The organism is Dysgonomonas sp. GY617 (assembly GCF_015233815.1).
In the GTDB taxonomy this organism is placed as follows: domain Bacteria; phylum Bacteroidota; class Bacteroidia; order Bacteroidales; family Dysgonomonadaceae; genus Dysgonomonas_A.
Genome location: NZ_JADCLR010000033.1, coordinates 1 through 19,491 on the forward strand (window position 1 = coordinate 1; position 19,491 = coordinate 19,491).

At 32.1% G+C, this 19,491-nt stretch carries 22 protein-coding genes and 1 pseudogene; 9 read left to right on the forward strand and 14 right to left on the reverse strand.

Annotation, left to right across the window (positions count from 1 at the left end):
• From IR022_RS19890 to IR022_RS20120, 3 genes and pseudogenes are all read right to left on the reverse strand, one after another.
• A partial coding sequence (locus IR022_RS19890) for a hypothetical protein (protein ID WP_206759620.1) occupies nt 1–214 on the reverse strand: 214 nt, incomplete at its 3' end.
• Between the two features lie 830 nt (nt 215–1,044).
• On the reverse strand, nt 1,045–2,052 hold the full coding sequence (locus tag IR022_RS19235) for a transposase (RefSeq protein WP_194204967.1): 1,008 nt from the start codon (nt 2,050–2,052) through the stop codon (nt 1,045–1,047).
• 323 nt (nt 2,053–2,375) lie between these two features.
• Nucleotides 2,376–2,531: pseudogene (locus tag IR022_RS20120) on the reverse strand (DNA-binding protein); the annotation flags it as partial.
• 482 nt (nt 2,532–3,013) lie between these two features.
• Here IR022_RS20120 and IR022_RS19240 point away from each other — a divergent pair.
• The 4 genes from IR022_RS19240 to IR022_RS19255 all read left to right on the forward strand — a co-directional run bounded on the left by IR022_RS19240 (nt 3,014) and on the right by IR022_RS19255 (nt 5,126).
• Complete coding sequence (locus IR022_RS19240; RefSeq protein ID WP_194204968.1) at nt 3,014–3,304, forward strand: hypothetical protein; 291 nt, start codon at nt 3,014–3,016, stop codon at nt 3,302–3,304.
• Between the two features lie 249 nt (nt 3,305–3,553).
• Nucleotides 3,554–3,874 carry a helix-turn-helix transcriptional regulator gene (locus tag IR022_RS19245; RefSeq protein WP_194204969.1) on the forward strand — a complete coding sequence of 107 codons (321 nt, stop codon included), beginning with the start codon at nt 3,554–3,556 and terminating at the stop codon, nt 3,872–3,874.
• Nucleotides 3,875–3,880: 6 nt separating this feature from the next.
• Nucleotides 3,881–4,606: an ImmA/IrrE family metallo-endopeptidase gene (locus tag IR022_RS19250; protein ID WP_194204970.1), complete on the forward strand. Its 726-nt coding sequence runs from the start codon at nt 3,881–3,883 to the stop codon at nt 4,604–4,606.
• Entirely contained in the window at nt 4,596–5,126 is a 531-nt protein-coding gene (locus tag IR022_RS19255) for a hypothetical protein (protein ID WP_194204971.1), read from the forward strand. Before IR022_RS19250 ends, IR022_RS19255 begins: the two co-directional genes overlap by 11 nt.
• Nucleotides 5,127–5,527: 401 nt before the next feature.
• On the opposite strand, the gene IR022_RS19260 is transcribed toward IR022_RS19255, so the two are convergent.
• Nucleotides 5,528–6,004, reverse strand: coding sequence for a site-specific integrase (locus tag IR022_RS19260; protein ID WP_194204972.1), 477 nt, complete (start codon nt 6,002–6,004; stop codon nt 5,528–5,530).
• Nucleotides 6,005–6,063: 59 nt separating this feature from the next.
• Nucleotides 6,064–6,669 carry a phage integrase SAM-like domain-containing protein gene (locus IR022_RS19265; RefSeq protein WP_194204973.1) on the reverse strand — a complete coding sequence of 202 codons (606 nt, stop codon included), beginning with the start codon at nt 6,667–6,669 and terminating at the stop codon, nt 6,064–6,066.
• A gap of 1,218 nt (nt 6,670–7,887) precedes the next feature.
• Between IR022_RS19265 and IR022_RS19270 the strand changes: the two genes are divergently transcribed.
• Genes IR022_RS19270 through IR022_RS19280 form a run of 3 tightly spaced genes read left to right on the forward strand, consistent with a single transcriptional unit; the run spans nt 7,888 to nt 10,834 of the window.
• Nucleotides 7,888–8,319, forward strand: a complete 432-nt coding sequence (locus IR022_RS19270; protein WP_194204974.1) for a hypothetical protein — start codon at nt 7,888–7,890, stop codon at nt 8,317–8,319.
• Nucleotides 8,320–8,330: 11 nt separating this feature from the next.
• Nucleotides 8,331–10,397 (forward strand): GNAT family N-acetyltransferase, encoded by a 2,067-nt coding sequence (locus IR022_RS19275; protein ID WP_194204975.1) that lies wholly within the window; start codon nt 8,331–8,333, stop codon nt 10,395–10,397.
• Nucleotides 10,385–10,834: an ASCH domain-containing protein gene (locus IR022_RS19280; RefSeq protein WP_194204976.1), complete on the forward strand. Its 450-nt coding sequence runs from the start codon at nt 10,385–10,387 to the stop codon at nt 10,832–10,834. The genes IR022_RS19275 and IR022_RS19280 overlap by 13 nt, the downstream gene beginning before the upstream one ends.
• A gap of 403 nt (nt 10,835–11,237) precedes the next feature.
• Here IR022_RS19280 and IR022_RS19285 read toward each other — a convergent pair whose 3' ends face one another.
• Nucleotides 11,238–12,338 (reverse strand): hypothetical protein, encoded by a 1,101-nt coding sequence (locus tag IR022_RS19285; RefSeq protein WP_194204977.1) that lies wholly within the window; start codon nt 12,336–12,338, stop codon nt 11,238–11,240.
• A gap of 425 nt (nt 12,339–12,763) precedes the next feature.
• On the opposite strand from IR022_RS19285, the gene IR022_RS20285 reads away from it, so the two are divergent.
• Nucleotides 12,764–12,868 (forward strand): HU family DNA-binding protein, encoded by a 105-nt coding sequence (locus IR022_RS20285; protein ID WP_317174098.1) that lies wholly within the window; start codon nt 12,764–12,766, stop codon nt 12,866–12,868.
• Nucleotides 12,869–13,032: 164 nt separating this feature from the next.
• Here the strand turns inward: IR022_RS20285 and IR022_RS19295 are convergent, their stop codons facing one another.
• From IR022_RS19295 to IR022_RS19310, 4 genes are all read right to left on the reverse strand, one after another.
• Nucleotides 13,033–13,857, reverse strand: a complete 825-nt coding sequence (locus IR022_RS19295; protein ID WP_194204978.1) for a DUF4435 domain-containing protein — start codon at nt 13,855–13,857, stop codon at nt 13,033–13,035.
• A 20-nt stretch (nt 13,858–13,877) separates the two neighbouring features.
• Complete coding sequence (locus tag IR022_RS19300) at nt 13,878–15,218, reverse strand: AAA family ATPase (RefSeq protein WP_194204979.1); 1,341 nt, start codon at nt 15,216–15,218, stop codon at nt 13,878–13,880.
• 228 nt (nt 15,219–15,446) lie between these two features.
• A complete protein-coding gene (locus IR022_RS19305) occupies nt 15,447–15,683 on the reverse strand; it encodes a hypothetical protein (protein ID WP_194205000.1) in 237 nt (78 codons plus the stop codon).
• A complete protein-coding gene (locus IR022_RS19310; protein ID WP_194204980.1) occupies nt 15,664–16,005 on the reverse strand; it encodes a ParA family protein in 342 nt (113 codons plus the stop codon). Before IR022_RS19310 ends, IR022_RS19305 begins: the two co-directional genes overlap by 20 nt.
• A gap of 215 nt (nt 16,006–16,220) precedes the next feature.
• On the opposite strand from IR022_RS19310, the gene IR022_RS19315 reads away from it, so the two are divergent.
• Nucleotides 16,221–16,406, forward strand: coding sequence for a hypothetical protein (locus tag IR022_RS19315; RefSeq protein ID WP_194204981.1), 186 nt, complete (start codon nt 16,221–16,223; stop codon nt 16,404–16,406).
• Between the two features lie 234 nt (nt 16,407–16,640).
• Here IR022_RS19315 and IR022_RS19320 read toward each other — a convergent pair whose 3' ends face one another.
• From IR022_RS19320 to IR022_RS19335, 4 genes are all read right to left on the reverse strand, one after another.
• The gene (locus IR022_RS19320) at nt 16,641–16,904 is read right to left on the reverse strand and encodes a hypothetical protein (protein WP_194204982.1); all 264 of its coding nucleotides are present in this window, start codon (nt 16,902–16,904) and stop codon (nt 16,641–16,643) included.
• Nucleotides 16,905–17,208: 304 nt separating this feature from the next.
• Nucleotides 17,209–17,655 carry a PIN domain-containing protein gene (locus IR022_RS19325; RefSeq protein ID WP_194204983.1) on the reverse strand — a complete coding sequence of 149 codons (447 nt, stop codon included), beginning with the start codon at nt 17,653–17,655 and terminating at the stop codon, nt 17,209–17,211.
• Nucleotides 17,633–18,085 carry a hypothetical protein gene (locus IR022_RS19330; protein ID WP_194204984.1) on the reverse strand — a complete coding sequence of 151 codons (453 nt, stop codon included), beginning with the start codon at nt 18,083–18,085 and terminating at the stop codon, nt 17,633–17,635. Before IR022_RS19330 ends, IR022_RS19325 begins: the two co-directional genes overlap by 23 nt.
• A 2-nt stretch (nt 18,086–18,087) precedes the next feature.
• The gene (locus IR022_RS19335) at nt 18,088–19,491 is read right to left on the reverse strand and encodes a hypothetical protein (RefSeq protein WP_194204985.1); all 1,404 of its coding nucleotides are present in this window, start codon (nt 19,489–19,491) and stop codon (nt 18,088–18,090) included.

Below are 19,491 nucleotides of genomic sequence, written 5' to 3' on the forward strand. Positions count from 1 at the left end.
ACAAAAAAAAGATAATACCTATTTCTGACCAGGTGTGTATACTTTCCATGTCAACTATAGTAGGAAAGAATGTTGTGTGCGAGCTACTGAGAAGGCCAGCAATGATATATCCTAATACAACAGGCTGCTTGAGCCATTTGCATATTATAGTAACGATTCCAGTAGTAATAAGGATAAGAGCCAGGTCATTCACAAATCGGGGTAATTGTTCCATTGCTAAATTTATTTAGTTTATGTTATGCAGAGCACCTGTTCCTATTCCCTGTTTGAAATAGGATACAATGTATTTAAGAATGAAGTACACTGTCAACTGAAAATCAGTTGGCAAAAGTATATACAGAATCTCAAATTCCGGCAAATCTTTGTGCGGATTTTTTAGAAAAAAATTATTGAGAATGGACTAATTAAAAACAAACAAACAGTTGATAACAATTAATAAGCTATACAACTTTTTATTCGTAAGAGGGTACATAATAATCCCGGTATGTAATCACCACATCCAGAGATCTTGATAAAGCTATTGAATTTTAGCTCCATTAATGCTACTGGATTTAATAAATTTAATCCAGTATTTTAAATTGACTTCATTTAATCTTTAATTTGAGTTTTATCATCGAAAACCTTTAGTTCGAAAAAAATTAAAAGCTGAGATTATTTTCTTTTTTAATTAGGACTATTTATAAGCTCAATAAAAATTACATACATTCTATTACTGTAAAATACCTGCCATATTAATTTGTGGGGTAATCTCTATTTTTAATTATTTTACGCTTGTCTATAAGATAAGATCGTATACGCCAACGAATCCTGACCTGAAAAGCAATATCCGCGACTACGCCACCATCAACGAACTGATTTACCTATCGAACATGGAAAATATCAATGCTGTACTATATGAAACAGGCTTTAGATATTTCCCGAAGCCTGTTTCTTTTGTATGATATTGCAGTCCATAAAATAATAGTATTATTAAAAATCCTTTTCTTTTTCATTCGGACACAAATTTCAACGGCGGGAATAAAACGCCCCCCCTATTCTTATGGATTATGCAAGAGAATGTAGATAATTCTGTAAAAAAAAAGAGTCGGTTCTGATAACGGCGAACATAATATTAACCAGCTTGGCTCTAATGGCGTTGATAACAGACATTTTATTTTTCCCTTCGTTTACTTTTCGTTCATAATATTCTTGTAAGGGGGTTCCTTTTAGATGGCATACAGATAAGGCTGCCATATGTAATAAGGTTTTAATGCTCTTGTCCGCCCGGTTAGATACACGGTTCTTGGATCGCTGGCTACTTCCCGAGATATATGAAAATGGAGCTACTCTGGCATGGCAACAAAATTTTCTAGGATTGTCGAATGTTGTGAAAGCTTCGGTTTCTATAATCATTTTTAAGGCCGTCCTTTCTCCTATCCCATCAATGGACATTAATAGTTGCATTTGATGAGATAACACAGGGGAATCGCAAATTATAGAACTGACGACTTCATCGATTTCAGATATAGCATTTTCCAAGACTTCGATTATTTGTTTCAACCGATTGTACTTATCTGTATATATAGGTTCCGGCATATAATCTTTCTGATCGGTTAATTGAGCCTGGTATTTATATCTGTCTCCGGCTAAAAGGTTACGCTCTGTAGATAGTCTCTTGAGCTTCAGAATGTCGGTTTCTGATGGTTGATAAGGTTTTATAGAGTCATTGTATCGTTCGCCATACAAGGCAATACGATGTACATCGACTTTATCGTTTTTGCCACGGGGAATACCATTGCTGTATTTTATTTTAGCGGCATCTTCAAGGCATAGATAGAGCTGTTCTGATTTTGCAGCACAGATCAAAGGATATGTATATTGTCCTGTATGTTCAGCGCAGATAACCAAGTGATCTTTTGCTATATTATATTCGGACAAAACAGAGCTTATCCATAGGATAATAGTTTCTTGTTTGTTGACGATAATAGCAGTCTGGATATTTTGTCCATTATGCAGTAAACAGCAATCTAACTTTTTCTTGCTGACATCGATACCAAGGTAGTAAATTTTCATAATTTTGTTTTTGACTATTCTACAAAAGAAAGGAACTTGAACTTGACCTAATAACCTTAACGGGGTTCTCTAAATTCTTATTCAGGTTTGAGTTCAAGGAAAGGACAAAGGGTCCGAATAGGGGGATAAGTTTTATACCTTATTGCCGCGAATGGTTTACCCTTTGTCTTCCTTTCATGATTCTAATTCAAAGTTATATTTTCTACTACTTTTTCTTGCAAATCTAAGGTAGCCGCAAGCGGTTTTTCGGACAATCTTCCTCTTTCCTATTAATGAAGCATATTTCGTAAAAAAACAATAAGTTAATAGAAAATTTCAGGTGGCTACTCAAATATGCTACGATAGTGCTCATCCAGCAACTTTTGAATATCACTTTCCCTATACAATGTTTTGCCACCAAGTTGAATATATGAGATTTTACCATTTGTTCTGTACTTTTAGAGTGTCCGGCAGCTGCCTCTCGGCCTTTCTGATACTTCTGAACCGTTCGCCGTCATAAGAGTCTTAGAAACTAGAAAGCTATTAACTAAGCTTTTAAAATCGGGATTAATTTTCGATCAAGCTATTCTTTATCCTATGTTTTTGCATCTTTCTTATAATAGTGCAAATTACAGGAAACAAGTTTTATACGCAAAAGGAGTGAATCCATGAAAAAGACTGTCATCGCGACAGTCTTTAACAAACTCAATTTTAACATCGAAAAACACATTCGAAATGTCTCTTTTGAAATGCAACAACTAAAAATATATATGAAAAAACATGCTTAAATTATCATTGAAAGAACTTCCGGACCGGTATTAAACCAACTATGTTGACTTTATATAATTGTTAATACCAGGTCCGAAAGCAGAACTCTATTCGGTTCCAAAAGTATAAATTTCTAAAATAAACACATAAAAAAGAATACCTACTATTTGTCATTTTAACATTTTTTACAATTATAGCTAGTTGTAAAACTAAAATGCGGTATGTACCTATAGAGAAGACTACCACTATAATAGTGATACAATTGGTCTCTGAGAAACAAAATGTAATTACTATATCAACAGGCACAAGTCAATTAGAAAATAGATACATTCTTTCATTTGCATTCTGGGATGGAAAATCATTGTTTTATGGCTTAAATGTTAAAGATACTACTGTTTCGACTAAAGTACCTATGAAGAAGACTAGCACGATAATTGTAGTTCCTATAATTCAACCTTACGAGGTCAAAGGAGAAACTATTTATCTAGATAGACCTAATTCTTGATTAGACAGTACTCAAAAGTATATCTGTAGGATTGATTAATTTTATTCGCTCTATACTTTTTAATAAGATACAGATCAAAGATATTTAAGTTTATAAGAAAGTTGGTGTTTAAGGTATAAGGATTTTCGAATCAAATAACAATTAATGTTTTTTATCTAAAATAAGATAATAATACTGTTGCAAAAGTATATATCTATAAATATATTTAATATATTTGCAACATAATTATAAACTAAAACATTATAAACAATGAACGGTATCGTGAGTAAGAACATGAAGCTTTTTCGCGATTCTTTTGGGTTAACTCAAGATCGAGTTGCATCTTTTTTGGGTATAGATAGAGGTGCATATGCAAATTATGAAGTTGGTAGAGATATGCCATATGACTTAATGAAAAAATTATGTGATTTATATGGAATTGCATTAATATCTTTTTATGAAGAAGATGAGGAAAAAGTAAAGGATGAGATGGCTTGTTCCTTTAGAACTGATTCTATGAATGAGCAAGATCTAAAAGAAATATCAACCTTCAAGAAGATAGTTAGAAATTATTTAAAGATAAGAGACTGATTAAAAATGGCAGCACCTTATTATGATGAGATAGAAATTCAGGCTTCGAATTTCCGGTCCATAAGTGGATTAAGTGATTCGGAGCCTGTTGACTGTAAAAATCTATTGTTAAGATTTAATATCTTGACGGTATATAAAAAAATGTCAGAAGAATTTTCAGGAATGTGCCTAAAAAGAGCAGATAAAAAATTTATACTGATAAACTCAAGGCATTCAAAAGGGAGACAGCATTTCACAATAGGTCATGAACTATACCATTTGTTTATACAAAAAGAGTTTAATACTCATTTTTGCAATCCTGGATCTCAGACAAAGGATATAAATGAAAAGAAAGCAGATTTATTTTCATCTATATTATTGATGCCTGAAATAGGAATAAAGAAAAATATTCCTCCAAATGAATTAAAAAAGAATCTTTCGATAGCTACTTTATTAAGATTGGAGCGAATCTTCTCTGTATCTCATATAGCGATGATAATTAGACTTAAGGATTTAGGCATAATAGATAAGAACCAATTTCAAGAATTTAAAGAACTACCTTTATCCCGGGTTGCTATATACTATGGTTTTAATACCTCTTTATATGAAAATGGAAATGATGGACTTGTTATAGGAGATTATGGAACTTTAGCTAAAAAACGTTTTGATGAAGGATGTATTTCGGAAGGACACTATAGAGAGTTAATGTCTGATATTGGTATTGATTTGACAGACATAGATCATGACAAATAAAAAGACCAAAATTGTTATAGATGCAGATGTTATTATACATTTCATAAAAGGAGGGTACCTCAGTATTCTTCATTGTATATATCCTCAATATGATTATATTATTTTAAGTATTGTTTTAGATGAAGTTCGCAAACATTCTGACACTCGGGTCGCTATTGACAATCATATATCTTTGCTAAAAACCCTTAAGGTCGTAGAATGGAATCCAAAGGGAGAGATGATTAGGGATTTTGCGGTTTTGACCGACAAAGAAAGCAGAGGTGAAGGAGAAAGTGCATGTATGATATATTGCAAATACAATAATGATGTTGTTGCAAGTAGTAATCTGAAAGATATATGTGAATATTGTAATCAGAATAAAATAACTTATGTTACAACTTTGGATTTTTTATTTGAAGCTCTCCAGAAGCAATTAATGACAGAGTGCGAGTGTAATCAGTTCATTCGTAATGTGAGATTAAAAGGCAGTACTTTGCCTGATATAAAGATATTAGATTATACTCCAAGAGTTAGGCTGTGATCGCTACATATATTTTCCAGATATAATCCAAACCTCCCATCCGGAGGTTTTTCCATTCCTTTTAGTTTAGTTTTAATCTATTATTCTTTATACCTATAAAACAATTAGACCTTTTTATACAACACCTTTTACTACTACTAACTTAAAAAAGATAAATAGAGCGAAAGCCTATAGCCTGTGGAGGTTATAGGCTTTTATTTATATTTCTACATCAACTTTTTATATTTTTGTTCTGACTTATTTATATTACATATAGAAGAGCACCTTTCATCTTTTGCAGAAGTGGAGGTACTTTTTATCTAAAATCTGATTCTATTAATCTGGATGGTAGAATCTTTGAGAACAGAAGTGTGGATAGCTGGGGTTAAAGGAACTGTTTCATGTCCTCTATAACCATCTTTTTAGCAATCGTGCAATGGCGTTTGCTTGATATTAGAGTGATCTAAAGCACCTGAAACGGTCTCAATTGGTATGCCTTTATTAAGTAAATAAGTGGCAAATATATGACGTGCTACGTGGAAGGAAATCTTCTTTTTTATATGATAGATTTCTGCGATTTCCTTGAGATATTCGTTGTTTTTTTGGTTAGATGTTAATGGAAACAATAAATCATCCGGTTTTACATCTTTATATTTTTCAATAACCTGTAATGGAAGCGGTAAAAGTGGGATTTGTGATACTCCATCTGCCTTCATCCGGTGTATACTAATCCAATGCTTATTATCAGAACTCAGTTGTATATCATCTTTTTTTAGCCGGCATATATCAATATAAGATAATCCGGTGAAACAGCTAAAGATAAACAAATCCCTGATTATAGCCAGACGAGGTGTGCGGAAGTCTTTTTTCCATATGCGGTCAACTTCTTCTTGTATCAATGTAACCCTGTCTGTCTTATTGAAGCGTATTACATAAAAATGAAATGGATTTTGGGAAATCAATCCCAGTTTTTCAGAGAACTCATAATGGTAGAAAAACGTTGCATATATTTCATAGCTGTGTTATTCTCATAATTAAGATCCTTCCTCATAAATGTATAGAACTTCTCTAGAAAACCAAGGGAAATCCGCTCCATTTGAATATCGGATATATTATGCTCTTTTTCCAGAAACTCTTGTATCCGTCTCCAGGTTAACCCATATCGAAAAGAAGTATTACTACCTATATTCTTCCCCGTTTTTGACCGGAAGAACTTAACTTGTTCTGAAAACTGATAGCCGAGTTTAGTTTTATCTTCAATAGTAAGGAAAGCTTTCTTTAACATTAATGGGGTAATGTATTTGTATTTATCTCTTAACCTGCTATGGTGCATATACAGTCCGGTTCGTATTCCGTCTAGCTGGCGGTTTATCTCATCTGCATACTGTGTACAACCTTTTGCCCTTCCTTGCTTTGTAATCCAATATGCACGAGAGATATCGGTCTTGGTACTAAATTGTAAATAAACCCCGTCAATTGTAATGCGTACCATAATCGTACAAAGACCATTTCTCTTAACTTCATTCTTTTTGATAAAAAATAAGATATTAAATGTACTTCTCATAAGATAAGTGCTTTACGTAAAAAATCATACCTGAAAAAGAATAATTTTTCAGGTATGATTTTGCTTTCTAATATTATGTAAAACACAAAAAAAGCTTATCGTAATAAGCTGATATAGTGGCAAATATATTTTATGTTAGATTTTATAATTTGAAGCAGATTGAAGAAATATAAACGATTAGTAAACAAGCAGTTCATTCCTTTTTCGTTATTCTTCCGTATTTTTCGTCAGTCTGGACGGGGTCCAAACCCTCGGTACCCGTTTTCTTTTTCTTTGTTCTGCTGCTTTTTATTCTTCGATTTTCTGCTATTTGCTTCTTGCAGCCAGTTATTTAACTTTATTTTAACGGTTAGGTTCAAGTACCGCTAGTCTTCCGACAACCCAACCTATAATGTTGATTATATTCATCTTACATATTAAGAAGAAATAAAGTCCACCTTTTTGGTAGTGTGTGATATGCTTTAATTGGCAGTGTTTTTCATTGATTATCGAGGAAAATGGTTTTTTGATTAAGTAGAGGCTATTTCAAATAATATTGGTTTATTTTTTAGTCTGTGTACATGTGTACTCTAAACTGAAAAAGTAAAAATGCCTTCTTTAGAAATTTTATCATCATTCAATAATTTAAAGAAAACTTGAGTTGAATATAATGTGACATATTCAATAAAATTATTAGCTCCGTTCACATTTCGAATGGGGTATTTAAATGTATTTCCACAAAACATTTGTTAATTAAGGTATTGGCTCGTTTGCTCATCCATACTTGTGAGAAGAGAATCTTGTTGATACCAAGCTCTAGCGGGGATTCCGCCGAAAGCAACCTTCAGTATCAATCAAAAAAAAGAACTCAAGCGGGAAAAGAAACAAGGAAGGAGTAGGTAATTTCTGAATCACAATCAATGAAAAGTAAATACTTCAAAGTCATTGGTATTGTTGAGGTTATTCGAGCTATTTTATTACTTTTGTTAATAAATTATTAAGCGTCAAAGTATGAGCATCTTTCAGAACATTATCACAAAAAAACATATTACTTCCCAGAGTGATAAAGTTAAAGTTGTCTATGAGTCATCCACTATCTATTTCATAATCAGATATTTATATGACTAGATATGATATAATGAAAGATGAGGATGAGTTAGTTATATTATTAGATAATGACATTATCACAACAATTCAAGCAAAGAACTGGTATCAACACTTTCGTAAATATTATAAATTATGAATCACCCATCTATTGAAGTTTGGCAAAAAAGAAGATATTGGATTGATAAAGAGCTCGAAGATGCCGAAGTTGGCGTTCATGATTGTTGCGACCATGCTATAGCTTTGTTTTTCGATATGTGTATATCATATTGTGCCGGAGCATGGATTTCGGTTATTGCAGTGTCTATCTCGGTTATTGATGCTCACTTAAGAGGAGTTGAAGCAATGGATGATAAAGTTGGTACAGCAAAACTCTTGAATGAGTATTATACTGGAGATAATATTAATTGGTTAAGAAAATTAAGAAATTCATATGTTCATTTTGATACTAATAAAGATATATTAGACCTTAATGCTCATTTTGAAAATCAAGTTATAATGGAAAAAGATGCTACCATCGCTATGAAGGTGACAATTAAAGCCTTGTTTCAAAATCCTGGATGCTAAATCTAATAAATATGCAACTACAATTCATTAATCAGAGCAATAAATTCTTCCAAGATGTGCTAAATCTTGGCAAGAAACATTCTGCAACATTGGGTTTTATGCCCGATGGTGGATTTGAAGATCATGCAAAAAAAGAGTGTATCGTAATTGCCCATGATGATTCTGAATTGTGTGGCTATTTGATGTTTCGTGTAGTGAACAGTTCTTCGAGAATAAGCATCGTGCATTTGTGTGTGAATGAAACCCACAGAGGGAAAAATATATCGACCCTACTTCTCGATAAATTGCGTTCAAAGTATGAAAATACATTTGCCGGTATTGCACTAAGCTGTAGACAGGATTATAAGCATGCTTCCACTCTATGGGAACGATACGGCTTTCATTGCAGACATACGAAGAGAAGCAGAAGTCTTGCCGAAAACTATCTGAATATCTGGTGGTATGATTTCAATAAACAGGATTTATTCTCAGTAGCAGCCAACTCATCGTTTAAAATTAAAGCTATATTGGATGCTAACATAATTGTTAAGCTGAGAGATATTGATTTGCAATATGATGCACATGAAGACCCTCGAGGGCTTGTAGCTGACTGGTTAGCTGATGAAGTGGATTACTATTTTGCACCTGAAATGTTGAATGAGATCAACAGAGATGCGAATAAGGATCGAGCGAATAAAACAAGGCTGTTCTTGAATAATTTTATTGAAGCAAAACATGATGTTGAAGAGCGTAAAACAGTAGCCGTGCGACTAAAACAGATTATTAGAGGGCAAACAGACAATGATAATTCAGATAGAATTCAATTGGCTACATGCATTGTCTCTAATGTGTCGTATTTTATAACACAAGACATCGGTATATTAGATTGTCGGGTGAAAATAGAAGATCAATTCGATATTCAGATATTCTCGCCTCAGGAGTTTATTATTGAGGTAGATCAGCTTCTTAATAAAGAAGAATATTCCCCTATTCGTTTGGCAGGTGTAACCTTTCATACTATATCCAAAGTGTCTACCAATGAGTTAGATGCTTGCATTGATAAATTCCTTGTAAAAGAATCATCGGAAAAAAAAAACTCATTCAAGAGTATTGTATATACTGAAGCATCAAATACAGATGTGGCAAAAATAAAGGTTATTAAATCAAATAATAATCCTATCGCATTTTTTGCATATTCAAATGCTAATTCAGAATTGAATATTCCATTTATTCGCTTGATTGACAGTGAATATAGGCAGACTCTATTTATGCAAGTCATATCCGATTTGATAAATAAAGCTATAAAGAAAAATATCAATGTTATCATTCTTAAAGAAGATTATTTATCCGATAGTCAGGTTTTGGTCTTATCAAAATTAGGATTTGAACACGCAGAAGGTGTATGGCGAAAACATGTTTATAATGAAATAATAGATAGTTCAAATTTAACGAACCTACAAAATCTATCGGATGGCAAAATTCGAAATATCATATCTGACATAGCGAGTAATAACAAAACAGAACTTATACTATTGGATATTGAGCGAAAGCTATTCCCTCTAAAGATTTCGGACTTAGATATTCCTTGCTATATAATACCTATAAAAGCATTGTGGGCAGGTCAATTATTTGATGCACATATATCTGGAGCAACTCTTTTTGGAGCAATGCCTGATAAATTATGGAATGTTGAAAATGTATATTACAGACATACCAAACCGATCACAGAAATTGCTCCTGCAAGGATACTTTGGTATGTTAGCAATGATAAATATACTGAACGAAGTAAATCTATAGTAGCAACATCCTACCTTGACGAAGTCATCACGGGAAAGCCTAAGGACTTATTTGCGAAAAATAAACATTACGGAGTATATGAGTGGAAACATATATATGAACTATGTGAACAAAATATTAATAGTGATATAAGAGCATTACGATTTAGCGGAACAGAAGTATTTCAACAACCTGTAGCTTTCTCTTCAATAACAAAAGTATTTGAAGAGAACGGAAGGAAACGAAACTCCTTTGCATCACCGGTAAGGGTAGATTTTAATATATTCAATCGAATTTATCAATTGGGAAAGTGGAAAATATAAATAGCATAAAAAAATACTTGTTTATCTCTGTAAAACCAGAATTTGCAAAAAAGATAATTGAGCGAGAAAAGAGCATTGAATTAAGGAAAATCAAACCACATGTAAAAGTGGGAGATTATGTAATTATATATGCTTCTTCGCCTGTTATGTGTGTGATAGGCTTTGGCATCATAAAAAATATTATTGACACATCTCCCCTAGAAATGTGGTCTCAGTATTCTTCATTCTTAGGAATTGACAAAGTTAGATTTGATGATTATTACCAAGATAAGACGAAGGCGATAGGCATTGAAATTGAATCAATAAAGCAGGTTACTCCTATCAGCCTAAAAAGTTTGAGAACTATAGATCCTAATTTTCATCCTCCTCAGGTATATCGTTATGTCACAAATGAGCAGATTTGTAAAACAATTGCAGAGTTCCTTACAAATCGATAAGTTGGCTGTAAATAAGTATTAAAAAAAATCGTTGATCTGATAATATTGCGTATTTATCATAAGCAAGAAAGTCCACTTATTTTATACTGGATATTCTATATCAGTATACTTGGATTTGCAAAGAGTATTAATGATAATAGAACATTTTATCATATATGAAAAGCTAGACTTTATAAGTTTGTGTTGACATAAACTTTATAAGAATGTAATAAACGCAGAATGTTTAGGTTTTGATTCATTTACTCATCTGTTATTTTTTCATCATTAATATTCCATAGTCTACATCCCTCGGTCATAATGCATTGCTCTTGTTTTTGCCATTGATAATTACTGCAAATATGATTCATATATATAGGAGATGCTGAATATTGCGTACTTAAACACCTATTAAATTGAGGGCAAATCATATCTCTTTTTTTTTAAATCGTTTAATAACAAGTTCGGAAGAAAAAAGGAATACACTATCCCTATAAGGCATACCTGTTTTATGATTGCATGGAAAATAGTCATGTGATGAAGTTTCAATATAAGGCAATCCATTATTATCGAAAAGAAAATCCAATCCCTCTTGGCTGGGAAAATCATTTTGATAAATAGCAAAAAGTAAAGCACTTTGGTAATGTTGAGTTTGCAATAAAACCGAATCTAAAACCCGATTATAATATTCTAAGGGAACTCTTTGATTATTCTGTAATATATGCTTCAATCTACCTATATATTTTTTCATAAAATCGTGATAACTATATTTCCTTCTTTTATACCAAAAACTATATTCTCTTATTATTAAATCATAAAACTCTATACCATTTAATTCTCTATTTCTTTTTGATTTTTCTATACATTCAAAGAAAAACAATCCTGGATTTTGACTATTCAACGATGCTAAACAAAGAGTTATAAGCATTTTCTTGTTAGACGCAATTTCAGGATATTCAACTTTACATATTTTCTGAACGGTATTATATGGAACATCTTGATGTTCTATCGAGGAATCAAAAAAGGTCTGAAATAAATGTGCCATGCTTTCAATAATACATGTATAGCCAAATTCAAATGAATCAATTGTTTCATCATTAAAATTGAATCTATGTATTGTGACTGATTCGTGTTTATCTTTTGCAACTTTTATTTCTTCTTTTAATACATACAAATCATCAATCTCAATATAATTATTATAGTCACTACCCTTAATTCTGTCAAATATGTCTTTGCCAGCTTTAAAATTTGAATACCTTTCATAAGGTACTTTTATGGGGAGTTCAATATTTTTATTCACGTGAATGTGGTCTTTACATATTAATAAATAATTTAGATACCATTCACTCCAAGCAATACCATGTAATGTGGAAATATCCTGAATATAATGCATAAAAGTTCCAAAATCTGGCGACAATTGTATTTTTATTGACCAACCAATATCCCCATTCATTATTAAATGGAAAAAAGATGTTCTGTATTTTCCTATTTCAACATCTTCAGAAAGTGCATAATCGAATAAATCCATAAATTATATTGCTAAATATTTAATTTCTTATTAAGAAAGACAACATTTGACACTAAAATAAATATTATCTCATTAATTATTTAGATGAATAATTAGATGATAAAGATTTGTGTGGAAATCGTACCTTCCATATTCACTCTTTAGAAGTTTAATATTCCCAAAACCAGAATCAAGCTCTTCACTATTAACAAACTCAAGACCCCAATTAAATATAGGTGTAACCCTAACCGTGTGATTCAATATAAACTGACTGGAAATACATCAATAAATCAAATATAAGCTATCTTTCTATATCGGTTAAATCACCAAATGTAAAACTTATTTAAAAACTTTAACTATGAACAAATCGGAATAAATAAACGCTGTTGCTGCAAAATCCGAATTGAGTAAGGCTGATGCAAAAAAGGACTGGATGCTGTTATTAAATCTATCACACAGGAAGTAAAAAAGGAGAGAAAGTAACCTTTGTCGACTTCGGTACATTCTCTGTATCTGAGAGAGTCGCAAGAAAAGGCATTAACTCCAACTAAGGCTGTAATAGACATTCTCACAAAAAAACGCTTAAATTCAATGCCGGAGCAGAATTAGCCAAGTTATAAGAAATTCCGAGTAGATTTTTGGAACAAAAAACAGAGAAGTTAAAAAGCGAACCAGAATATTTCTCTGTTCACTTTTTTATATTACAACGCAATATTTATATTGCACTTTTTAAAAAAGAGAAGCCATTTCGTGCCTGCCAATCACTGATTGCTCTATACAACTTCGTCTTATGAAAATCCTGAATCTTAAACGATAATCTTAAATGCCTGCATAATTCCGCATGCGAAACCTGTCCTCCAATATATAATGCTAATAAAGCGGTAACATCATGACCATTACACAAATTTAAGAAATCCTCCGTTCTATTTTCCGTTATAAAACAATCGATATTATTACATAGTATTTCTTCTGTTTTATTTCTTGAACGCTTATTTAACTCATCCAGTAAATCCTGACGCTTTATGCTTAGATTCTCAACATCAACGAATCTTCCAAGACCTAGTCCGCTAAAAAGGATTCTACAACATTTTATATCATTATACCACCGAATATACGCATAATATGCAGATTCATTCAAAATCGTATGCCAGATATCTTCCCTGTTCTGCAAACGATATTCAACAAGTAAATTACAACGTACTGTCTCAAAATGTAGCATTGTCATCTCAATATCATGGTAATCTGTATAAAATAAATTTATGACATCCGGGTAATTTCCCTCTAAATGTAAAAAATCGGCATCCCGAATTCCTATTACCTGCCGTGTTTCCCTGGTCAGGGTATCTAAAGCTGAGGTCAATTGCCCTTTACCTCCATTTACGAATTCGACTCTTGCTTTATCCTCATAAAAAAATTTAGGATAGATTTTGCAATCATCTTCACCTTCAACCAATACCCAGATCATTTTACTACCTGTTTCACTATTTAATGAAAGCCGGATATCATTTATTTTATCAGTAGCATCTACGTTACTTCTCAAGCTCCTGCTAAACTCCATAATTACTTATTAGCTAAATCAAACAAATCAAGAGTTAAGTCCCATCTGTCATTTATAATCTGAGGGGCATGTGTCGAAATTAAAAAAGAGATATGCTTTATATCGGCTATTCTCTGCAAATCCTGAATGAATGCTTTTTGCCATATCACATGCAATGATATTTCCGGCTCATCTATTAAGATCAATGTATTGGAGTTCGTTCTAAATAGCAGCTCATACAAAAGGACAACTTCCTGCTGCTCACCCGAAGACAAATCTGTTAGATTTAATGGCTGTCCGTTATTCGATTGAAAATAAAAACCTTGAGGACCATTAATCACGATTGATTTAAATGCAAACTTTTTCTCATTCAGAATATTCACAAACAAGTCAATCTTTTCTAATAATTCGTCATACACACCTACCTTTTGCTCTGAATCTTCCAAATACACAGTAAGAACATTTGCTGTTTCCTCGTTGTAATCAGTTACATCCTGATTACTGGTTGATATACCAAAAGTTTTGAGCTGTTGCTGCCTTTCTTTCAGTTTAGTAAAACGGGTATCAAACTCCTCTCTTGACAATTTTCTTTTGCAGTCAATCAAGCGTTTGGGAAAGGAGCTATCCAATTCTTGCGTTCGTTGGTATGCTCTTAACTGGGTATTAGATATATACTCCTTTAGCTCCTTTGCATAGTGTTCGATAGTATTAATAAAAGATCCCCGGTTATTTGAACCATTTTGAGTTAATAACCGTTGTTCCCGGATAATATACACATCTACTGAACTTAATAACAGAGATATCTGATTGTTTTGTTGCTTATGTAAAAGATTTATCACCCGGATAGGAAGATTGTCTCCATTTTCCAATAGAAATTCCCTCAATGAAAGATGTTTTCTCGTTCTATTATCCAATATCACATCCTGCGAGATCCTTTGTATCTGAATATATTTACCCAACTGGGATACCAACTTGTTTTCTGCCTCGGAATTATATACAAATGCCTCAGACAATTTACCTCCTATCAATAAATGAACCTGTATGTCAACGGTTTGTATTTGCTGAAGAATAATCTCTTGCCGATTATCTACCAATTGTACAATCTGATCTGTTTTGGGCTTCCCTTTCTTTTTAGTTAATTCAATACATCTGTTTGCTGAAAAATTAAAAGAGATGGATTGAAACTCTAGCTTTTGGAAGAAATAGAACTTTTGGTTGAAAAAATGATAAATAATGTTCAAAATCGTTGTTTTTCCGTAACCATTAGGTCCTGTTAAGATTGTTAGGAATTCTTCATTATCCAAGTCTATCTCATAATCCAATAAACCGAATAACTTTTGAACTTTAATGCTTTTAAATTCCATTTTATTTTTGTTTTAGCAAAAAAATATATTATTGTAAAGATAAATAATATTATTCAGCATTACCTATATCCTCAATGTTTTTTAGAATCTAGACACCGGAAAATCTATAGGATGCATAATTACAGTATAAATCAAGGTTTATACTTTTCCTGTGCCCGATAAGTAAAGACAAAGCAATACCTCCGACCAATGAGAATTGATCGAATACGGTATCACTCATGATAGATTTTAAGAGTTCATAAGTGCCTGTCTCGACTGTTTATGTATGTAACATTTGAGTTCCTCCTTCTTTAAATTAAAAGCAGTACAAACAAAAGCAATATCTTTATCGGAAAGGATTAATACTTCATCCCATATGATCCGTCTGACTCCATTCATCCCTCCGTAAGATAATCCATCCCCATAAAGGTAGATCCCCCCTTCGTTGTTAATCATTCCGGGCAAATCAAAAAAAAACGACATCATAACCGGCAGGCTCTTTTGATAAAAATTCTTTCGCTCTGGATATGGCTGTTTCGGGTTTGGCACAAACAATCGGATAAGTCTGTTTACCCAGTGATTCGAACAGGGATATGGCTTTGGACTGGTAGTGCAGGTTGGTTTCCAGTTGACGGATCTCCCGCTTGTGCATGTCATGGACGTTGCACTGTGGGTAGTCGCAGTCCACCACGACGACATTCAGCCCTTTCAGGTAATGCAGAAAGCTTGCGGCCAGGATGGTGAATGTACTTTTGCCCACTCCTCCCTTCTGGGTGGAGAAAGCGATAAATAAAGTTTTTTGTTTCATGCTGAATTGACAATTTTAAAATTAGACATCGTGTAAGTTTGAATGATTTCAGTTTTTATACTCTGATTGAAAGTTATATAGATGGTTAGACAATTTTATATTTATCTTATTTTCAAGAAAATATTAAATCAAGAAAACTTGAAAATTTGTCTTCAAATAACCAATTTATCAAGTTTGATAATTATCAATTCACTCAGTTTCAAGAAAATAAAATATTGAAACATAACGATATCAAATACAGATATGTACAGTTGAAAGGAGGTGTTTCTCAGGAGCATTTACTTTATTTGAATAAATCCTATGCCGAAAGATCTCAATATAGGGATAGTATCAAAAGGAATGTGCTTGAGTTTGAATCGTTAATTAGTCAGAAAGTTTATAATCAGTCTGTAAACAAATAGAATGAGAAGGTTAACAAACAGATTGATAACAAACTGAAGAAATTGACCAAGTAGCCAATTGGTAAATATTGTAAATCAAGGCAAAGTTAAAGACTTTGCCTTGATTCAATTATCTATCAGCGAAAATATAAAAACAGAAAAAATCTTTTGACTGTTTTATTTTCAGATAGCAGCAGTTATCTAACAACCAGTGATTTTCCCTATAATCAAAACCGAATGATTTTGACAGATATCTTATAAGACTGTTTTCACTACTCTGAGAATCGAAAAAAGATAGGCTATATTACATCTGTCGTATTGGTCGAAACTGCATGAGATAGTTGCTTGCTGATTGTCGAAACGGACTTCAATACCCTTTTCTATTTTATTGTTTTCGACATATACTGTTAAATGAATGGGATAACGAATGGATTTTCTTTTAAGTTCCTCAAATGAATAGTCGATCATGGATTTTGCATACCCGATTAGAATTTCATGATTGTTGTCTTGATTTTTCATGGATGTCCGCATTAAGCCTGATTATAAGAAGCAAGCCGATATAAATAAAATAATATGCAATAATTTATATCTTTAAACCACAACGAAAAATCATAACCGTAGTAGCATAAATATAATCAAAATTATTTTAATCAGATACCAACACATTATATTTTCATATTTTATTCCTTTTTACATCTTAGCAAGACTTATGAGAGAAATACTCTTTGCTGGAAACAAAGGAAGATTTCTTAAAATAATACTTAGGTTTTGGTCTTGATGGTTTATTTTTGATTATATGTTTGTATAGTCGATGACAAAAATATTATACTATTATATCTGGTATCAGCTTCTTTCTTCGATTATATCTTATCAATCTTTTGTCAGATGTGATTAAGAATGAATCATATTTAATGGCTGTAGCGAAAATAATTTTATCGTGATTATCAAAATTATGCCCTTTCTCAATATCAACAATATCCAAAAAACACTCTAAAACTTCTTTATCTATTGGTTCAATAGAGATGTTCTCACATGATTTAATTTTTTCATAGACTTCATATCTTATTTGAGATGCTTTTTCTTCTGTTATGAATTGTTTGGAAAAAATCTCAATAAATACAATTGATGGTATTAGTAATATGTTTGTACCCTCTTCAATGGCTTCATTAATTATATTTAAAGCTGTCGATGATATTTGAGACTGAATTTCAAAAGTTGAAGCGAAATAAGACATTAATGTTGTAGTATCAATGATATATCTCTGACTCATAATATGCCTTTATTATATTCAACAAATCTTCTTCAAAAGAACGATCTCTCAATTGTTCATATAGAGCTACTTTTTTTTCATTATTTGCTCTTTTTGCTTCTCTAAGTTGTGCTAAATATATATTCCGTTTTTCTGGAATGTTATTCAGGAACAGTTCATCTATAAAATTTCTATCTAGTTCATCAATCAGTAGAAACATCATATCTTTAATTGCATATATAGATTCAATAAAACTTTTATCTATTTTGTCTTGCTTAATCATCTGTTCCATGATTATAGAAAGAAAGTAGTTAGAACCAATAAGACTTATATCCCAATCATTAGCACAACGCTCGACTAATTCTTTTAATTCGTCATTTAACCCTTTAGAAAATAAAAGATGAGATATAATTTCTTTATACTCTTCTCTAGAGAAACAGTGATAATCCATATTTACTCAGTAGCTTTTGATAACAAGTCTGTAGAATTCTCGTCAAGAATATTGTCAACCGTTTTTACTTCAATTTTACTTTTTTGTAACATATGATTTACCTCCGCAACACCAATTTCTTTTTTGCCTTCCTTCGCACAATTTTCTAACAGCATACAAGCCAAACTTAACATTTGTGCTGCATTATATTCTTTTTCCTCTCCTATTTTCGCTATTGCCTCTTCTGTGAAAGGAGAGATACTATCCTCATTTGTAATTCGGAATTCTGATAAATATTTTTTAATTAAAGAGATTGCCCTTTGTTTATCCAATTTATTAAAGTGAACAATATGGGGGGCATTTGTTGAAGAGGAAATAGAACTTCGTTGTTCCATGCCAGAATCACTCCATGCTTTTTCTACTAATCTGGGAACCCCTGCATGTAACATTAATAATAAGTTATAGAACCCCAATTTAGAATTAGCAGAGACTCCGTCAAAGAAATTTGTTCTCAATTCAAAAGCGAAATCTCTTTTCAATCTATCACTCTGAAAATCAGGAATCCGCTCAAAGTCATCAACAATAATATAAGCTCCATTAAAACCTGCTGCTAAGAATAAATAAACGAGGTCATTAAAAATGAAATTGATTTTTTCATTTTCTTTTTTTAGTTCTTTATAATATTCTCTAATGTTTTCAGTCGATATAATCTTATGACTTAAATTGTTGTATGATGTATATCTCTTTCTAAAAGGGGTAGTTGCTGTTATTTTATTGAAAAATTCGTTATTTTTAGTAAGATATGAACTAATCTCATCATAAGGTATTTTTCTTGTGTTAAACCATTCTAAACTATTCATATTCTCTACTATGCCTTTCTCGTCAGCAAGCTCTTCCTCTGTAATTTTATCGGAAAATAAATTCAATATTGCATCCAATCTAAGAGCAGCTAAAGCATAATCAATAATCTTTATATTCGAATTGAATATAGCTTCTGCCCAAATGTCAAGAAAATTAGAAAAAGTTTTTGTCTTCCCACTTGGCTCTGGACATACATATAATCCAAAACATTTATTAACACCCCCAGAAATATCTAAGCAAAAAGACTTATTTATCTTTTTTATTAGATTCAAAGCAAAAGAAGATTTTCCATTCCCCCTACCGACATAAGACGTATCATGGATATATCCTACTCGAATATGGTTAGGGTCTGTCTGAGGAATTTTCAGAAAATTATCTTCAATTTTGCTCTCTTCAATATTTCTAATAGAAGCTTCATATATATCTCCATTATACCTCTTGTCTTCTATTTCTTGATTAATAAAAGGGCTTACAGGAAAAGGGTTTTCTTTTAAGTTATAGGATTCGTATATATTTTTATCATCCGTTGTTATTCCTGTTGCTTTTCTTAAAATATTATTAGTCAT

Bases quoted from the DNA above. Each gene is read 5' to 3' on its own strand.
- IR022_RS19235 (WP_194204967.1), bottom strand. From the start codon at position 2,052: ATGAAAATTTACTACCTTGGTATCGATGTCAGCAAGAAAAAGTTAGAT.
- IR022_RS19240 (WP_194204968.1), top strand. From the start codon at position 3,014: ATGCGGTATGTACCTATAGAGAAGACTACCACTATAATAGTGATACAA.
- IR022_RS19245 (WP_194204969.1), top strand. From the start codon at position 3,554: ATGAACGGTATCGTGAGTAAGAACATGAAGCTTTTTCGCGATTCTTTT.
- IR022_RS19250 (WP_194204970.1), top strand. From the start codon at position 3,881: ATGGCAGCACCTTATTATGATGAGATAGAAATTCAGGCTTCGAATTTC.
- IR022_RS19255 (WP_194204971.1), top strand. From the start codon at position 4,596: ATGACAAATAAAAAGACCAAAATTGTTATAGATGCAGATGTTATTATA.
- IR022_RS19265 (WP_194204973.1), bottom strand. From the start codon at position 6,669: ATGAGAAGTACATTTAATATCTTATTTTTTATCAAAAAGAATGAAGTT.
- IR022_RS19270 (WP_194204974.1), top strand. From the start codon at position 7,888: ATGAATCACCCATCTATTGAAGTTTGGCAAAAAAGAAGATATTGGATT.
- IR022_RS19275 (WP_194204975.1), top strand. From the start codon at position 8,331: ATGCAACTACAATTCATTAATCAGAGCAATAAATTCTTCCAAGATGTG.
- IR022_RS19285 (WP_194204977.1), bottom strand. From the start codon at position 12,338: ATGGATTTATTCGATTATGCACTTTCTGAAGATGTTGAAATAGGAAAA.
- IR022_RS19300 (WP_194204979.1), bottom strand. From the start codon at position 15,218: ATGGAATTTAAAAGCATTAAAGTTCAAAAGTTATTCGGTTTATTGGAT.
- IR022_RS19305 (WP_194205000.1), bottom strand. From the start codon at position 15,683: ATGATGTCGTTTTTTTTTGATTTGCCCGGAATGATTAACAACGAAGGG.
- IR022_RS19310 (WP_194204980.1), bottom strand. From the start codon at position 16,005: ATGAAACAAAAAACTTTATTTATCGCTTTCTCCACCCAGAAGGGAGGA.
- IR022_RS19320 (WP_194204982.1), bottom strand. From the start codon at position 16,904: ATGAAAAATCAAGACAACAATCATGAAATTCTAATCGGGTATGCAAAA.
- IR022_RS19325 (WP_194204983.1), bottom strand. From the start codon at position 17,655: ATGAGTCAGAGATATATCATTGATACTACAACATTAATGTCTTATTTC.
- IR022_RS19330 (WP_194204984.1), bottom strand. From the start codon at position 18,085: ATGGATTATCACTGTTTCTCTAGAGAAGAGTATAAAGAAATTATATCT.
- IR022_RS19335 (WP_194204985.1), bottom strand. From the start codon at position 19,491: ATGACTAATAATATTTTAAGAAAAGCAACAGGAATAACAACGGATGAT.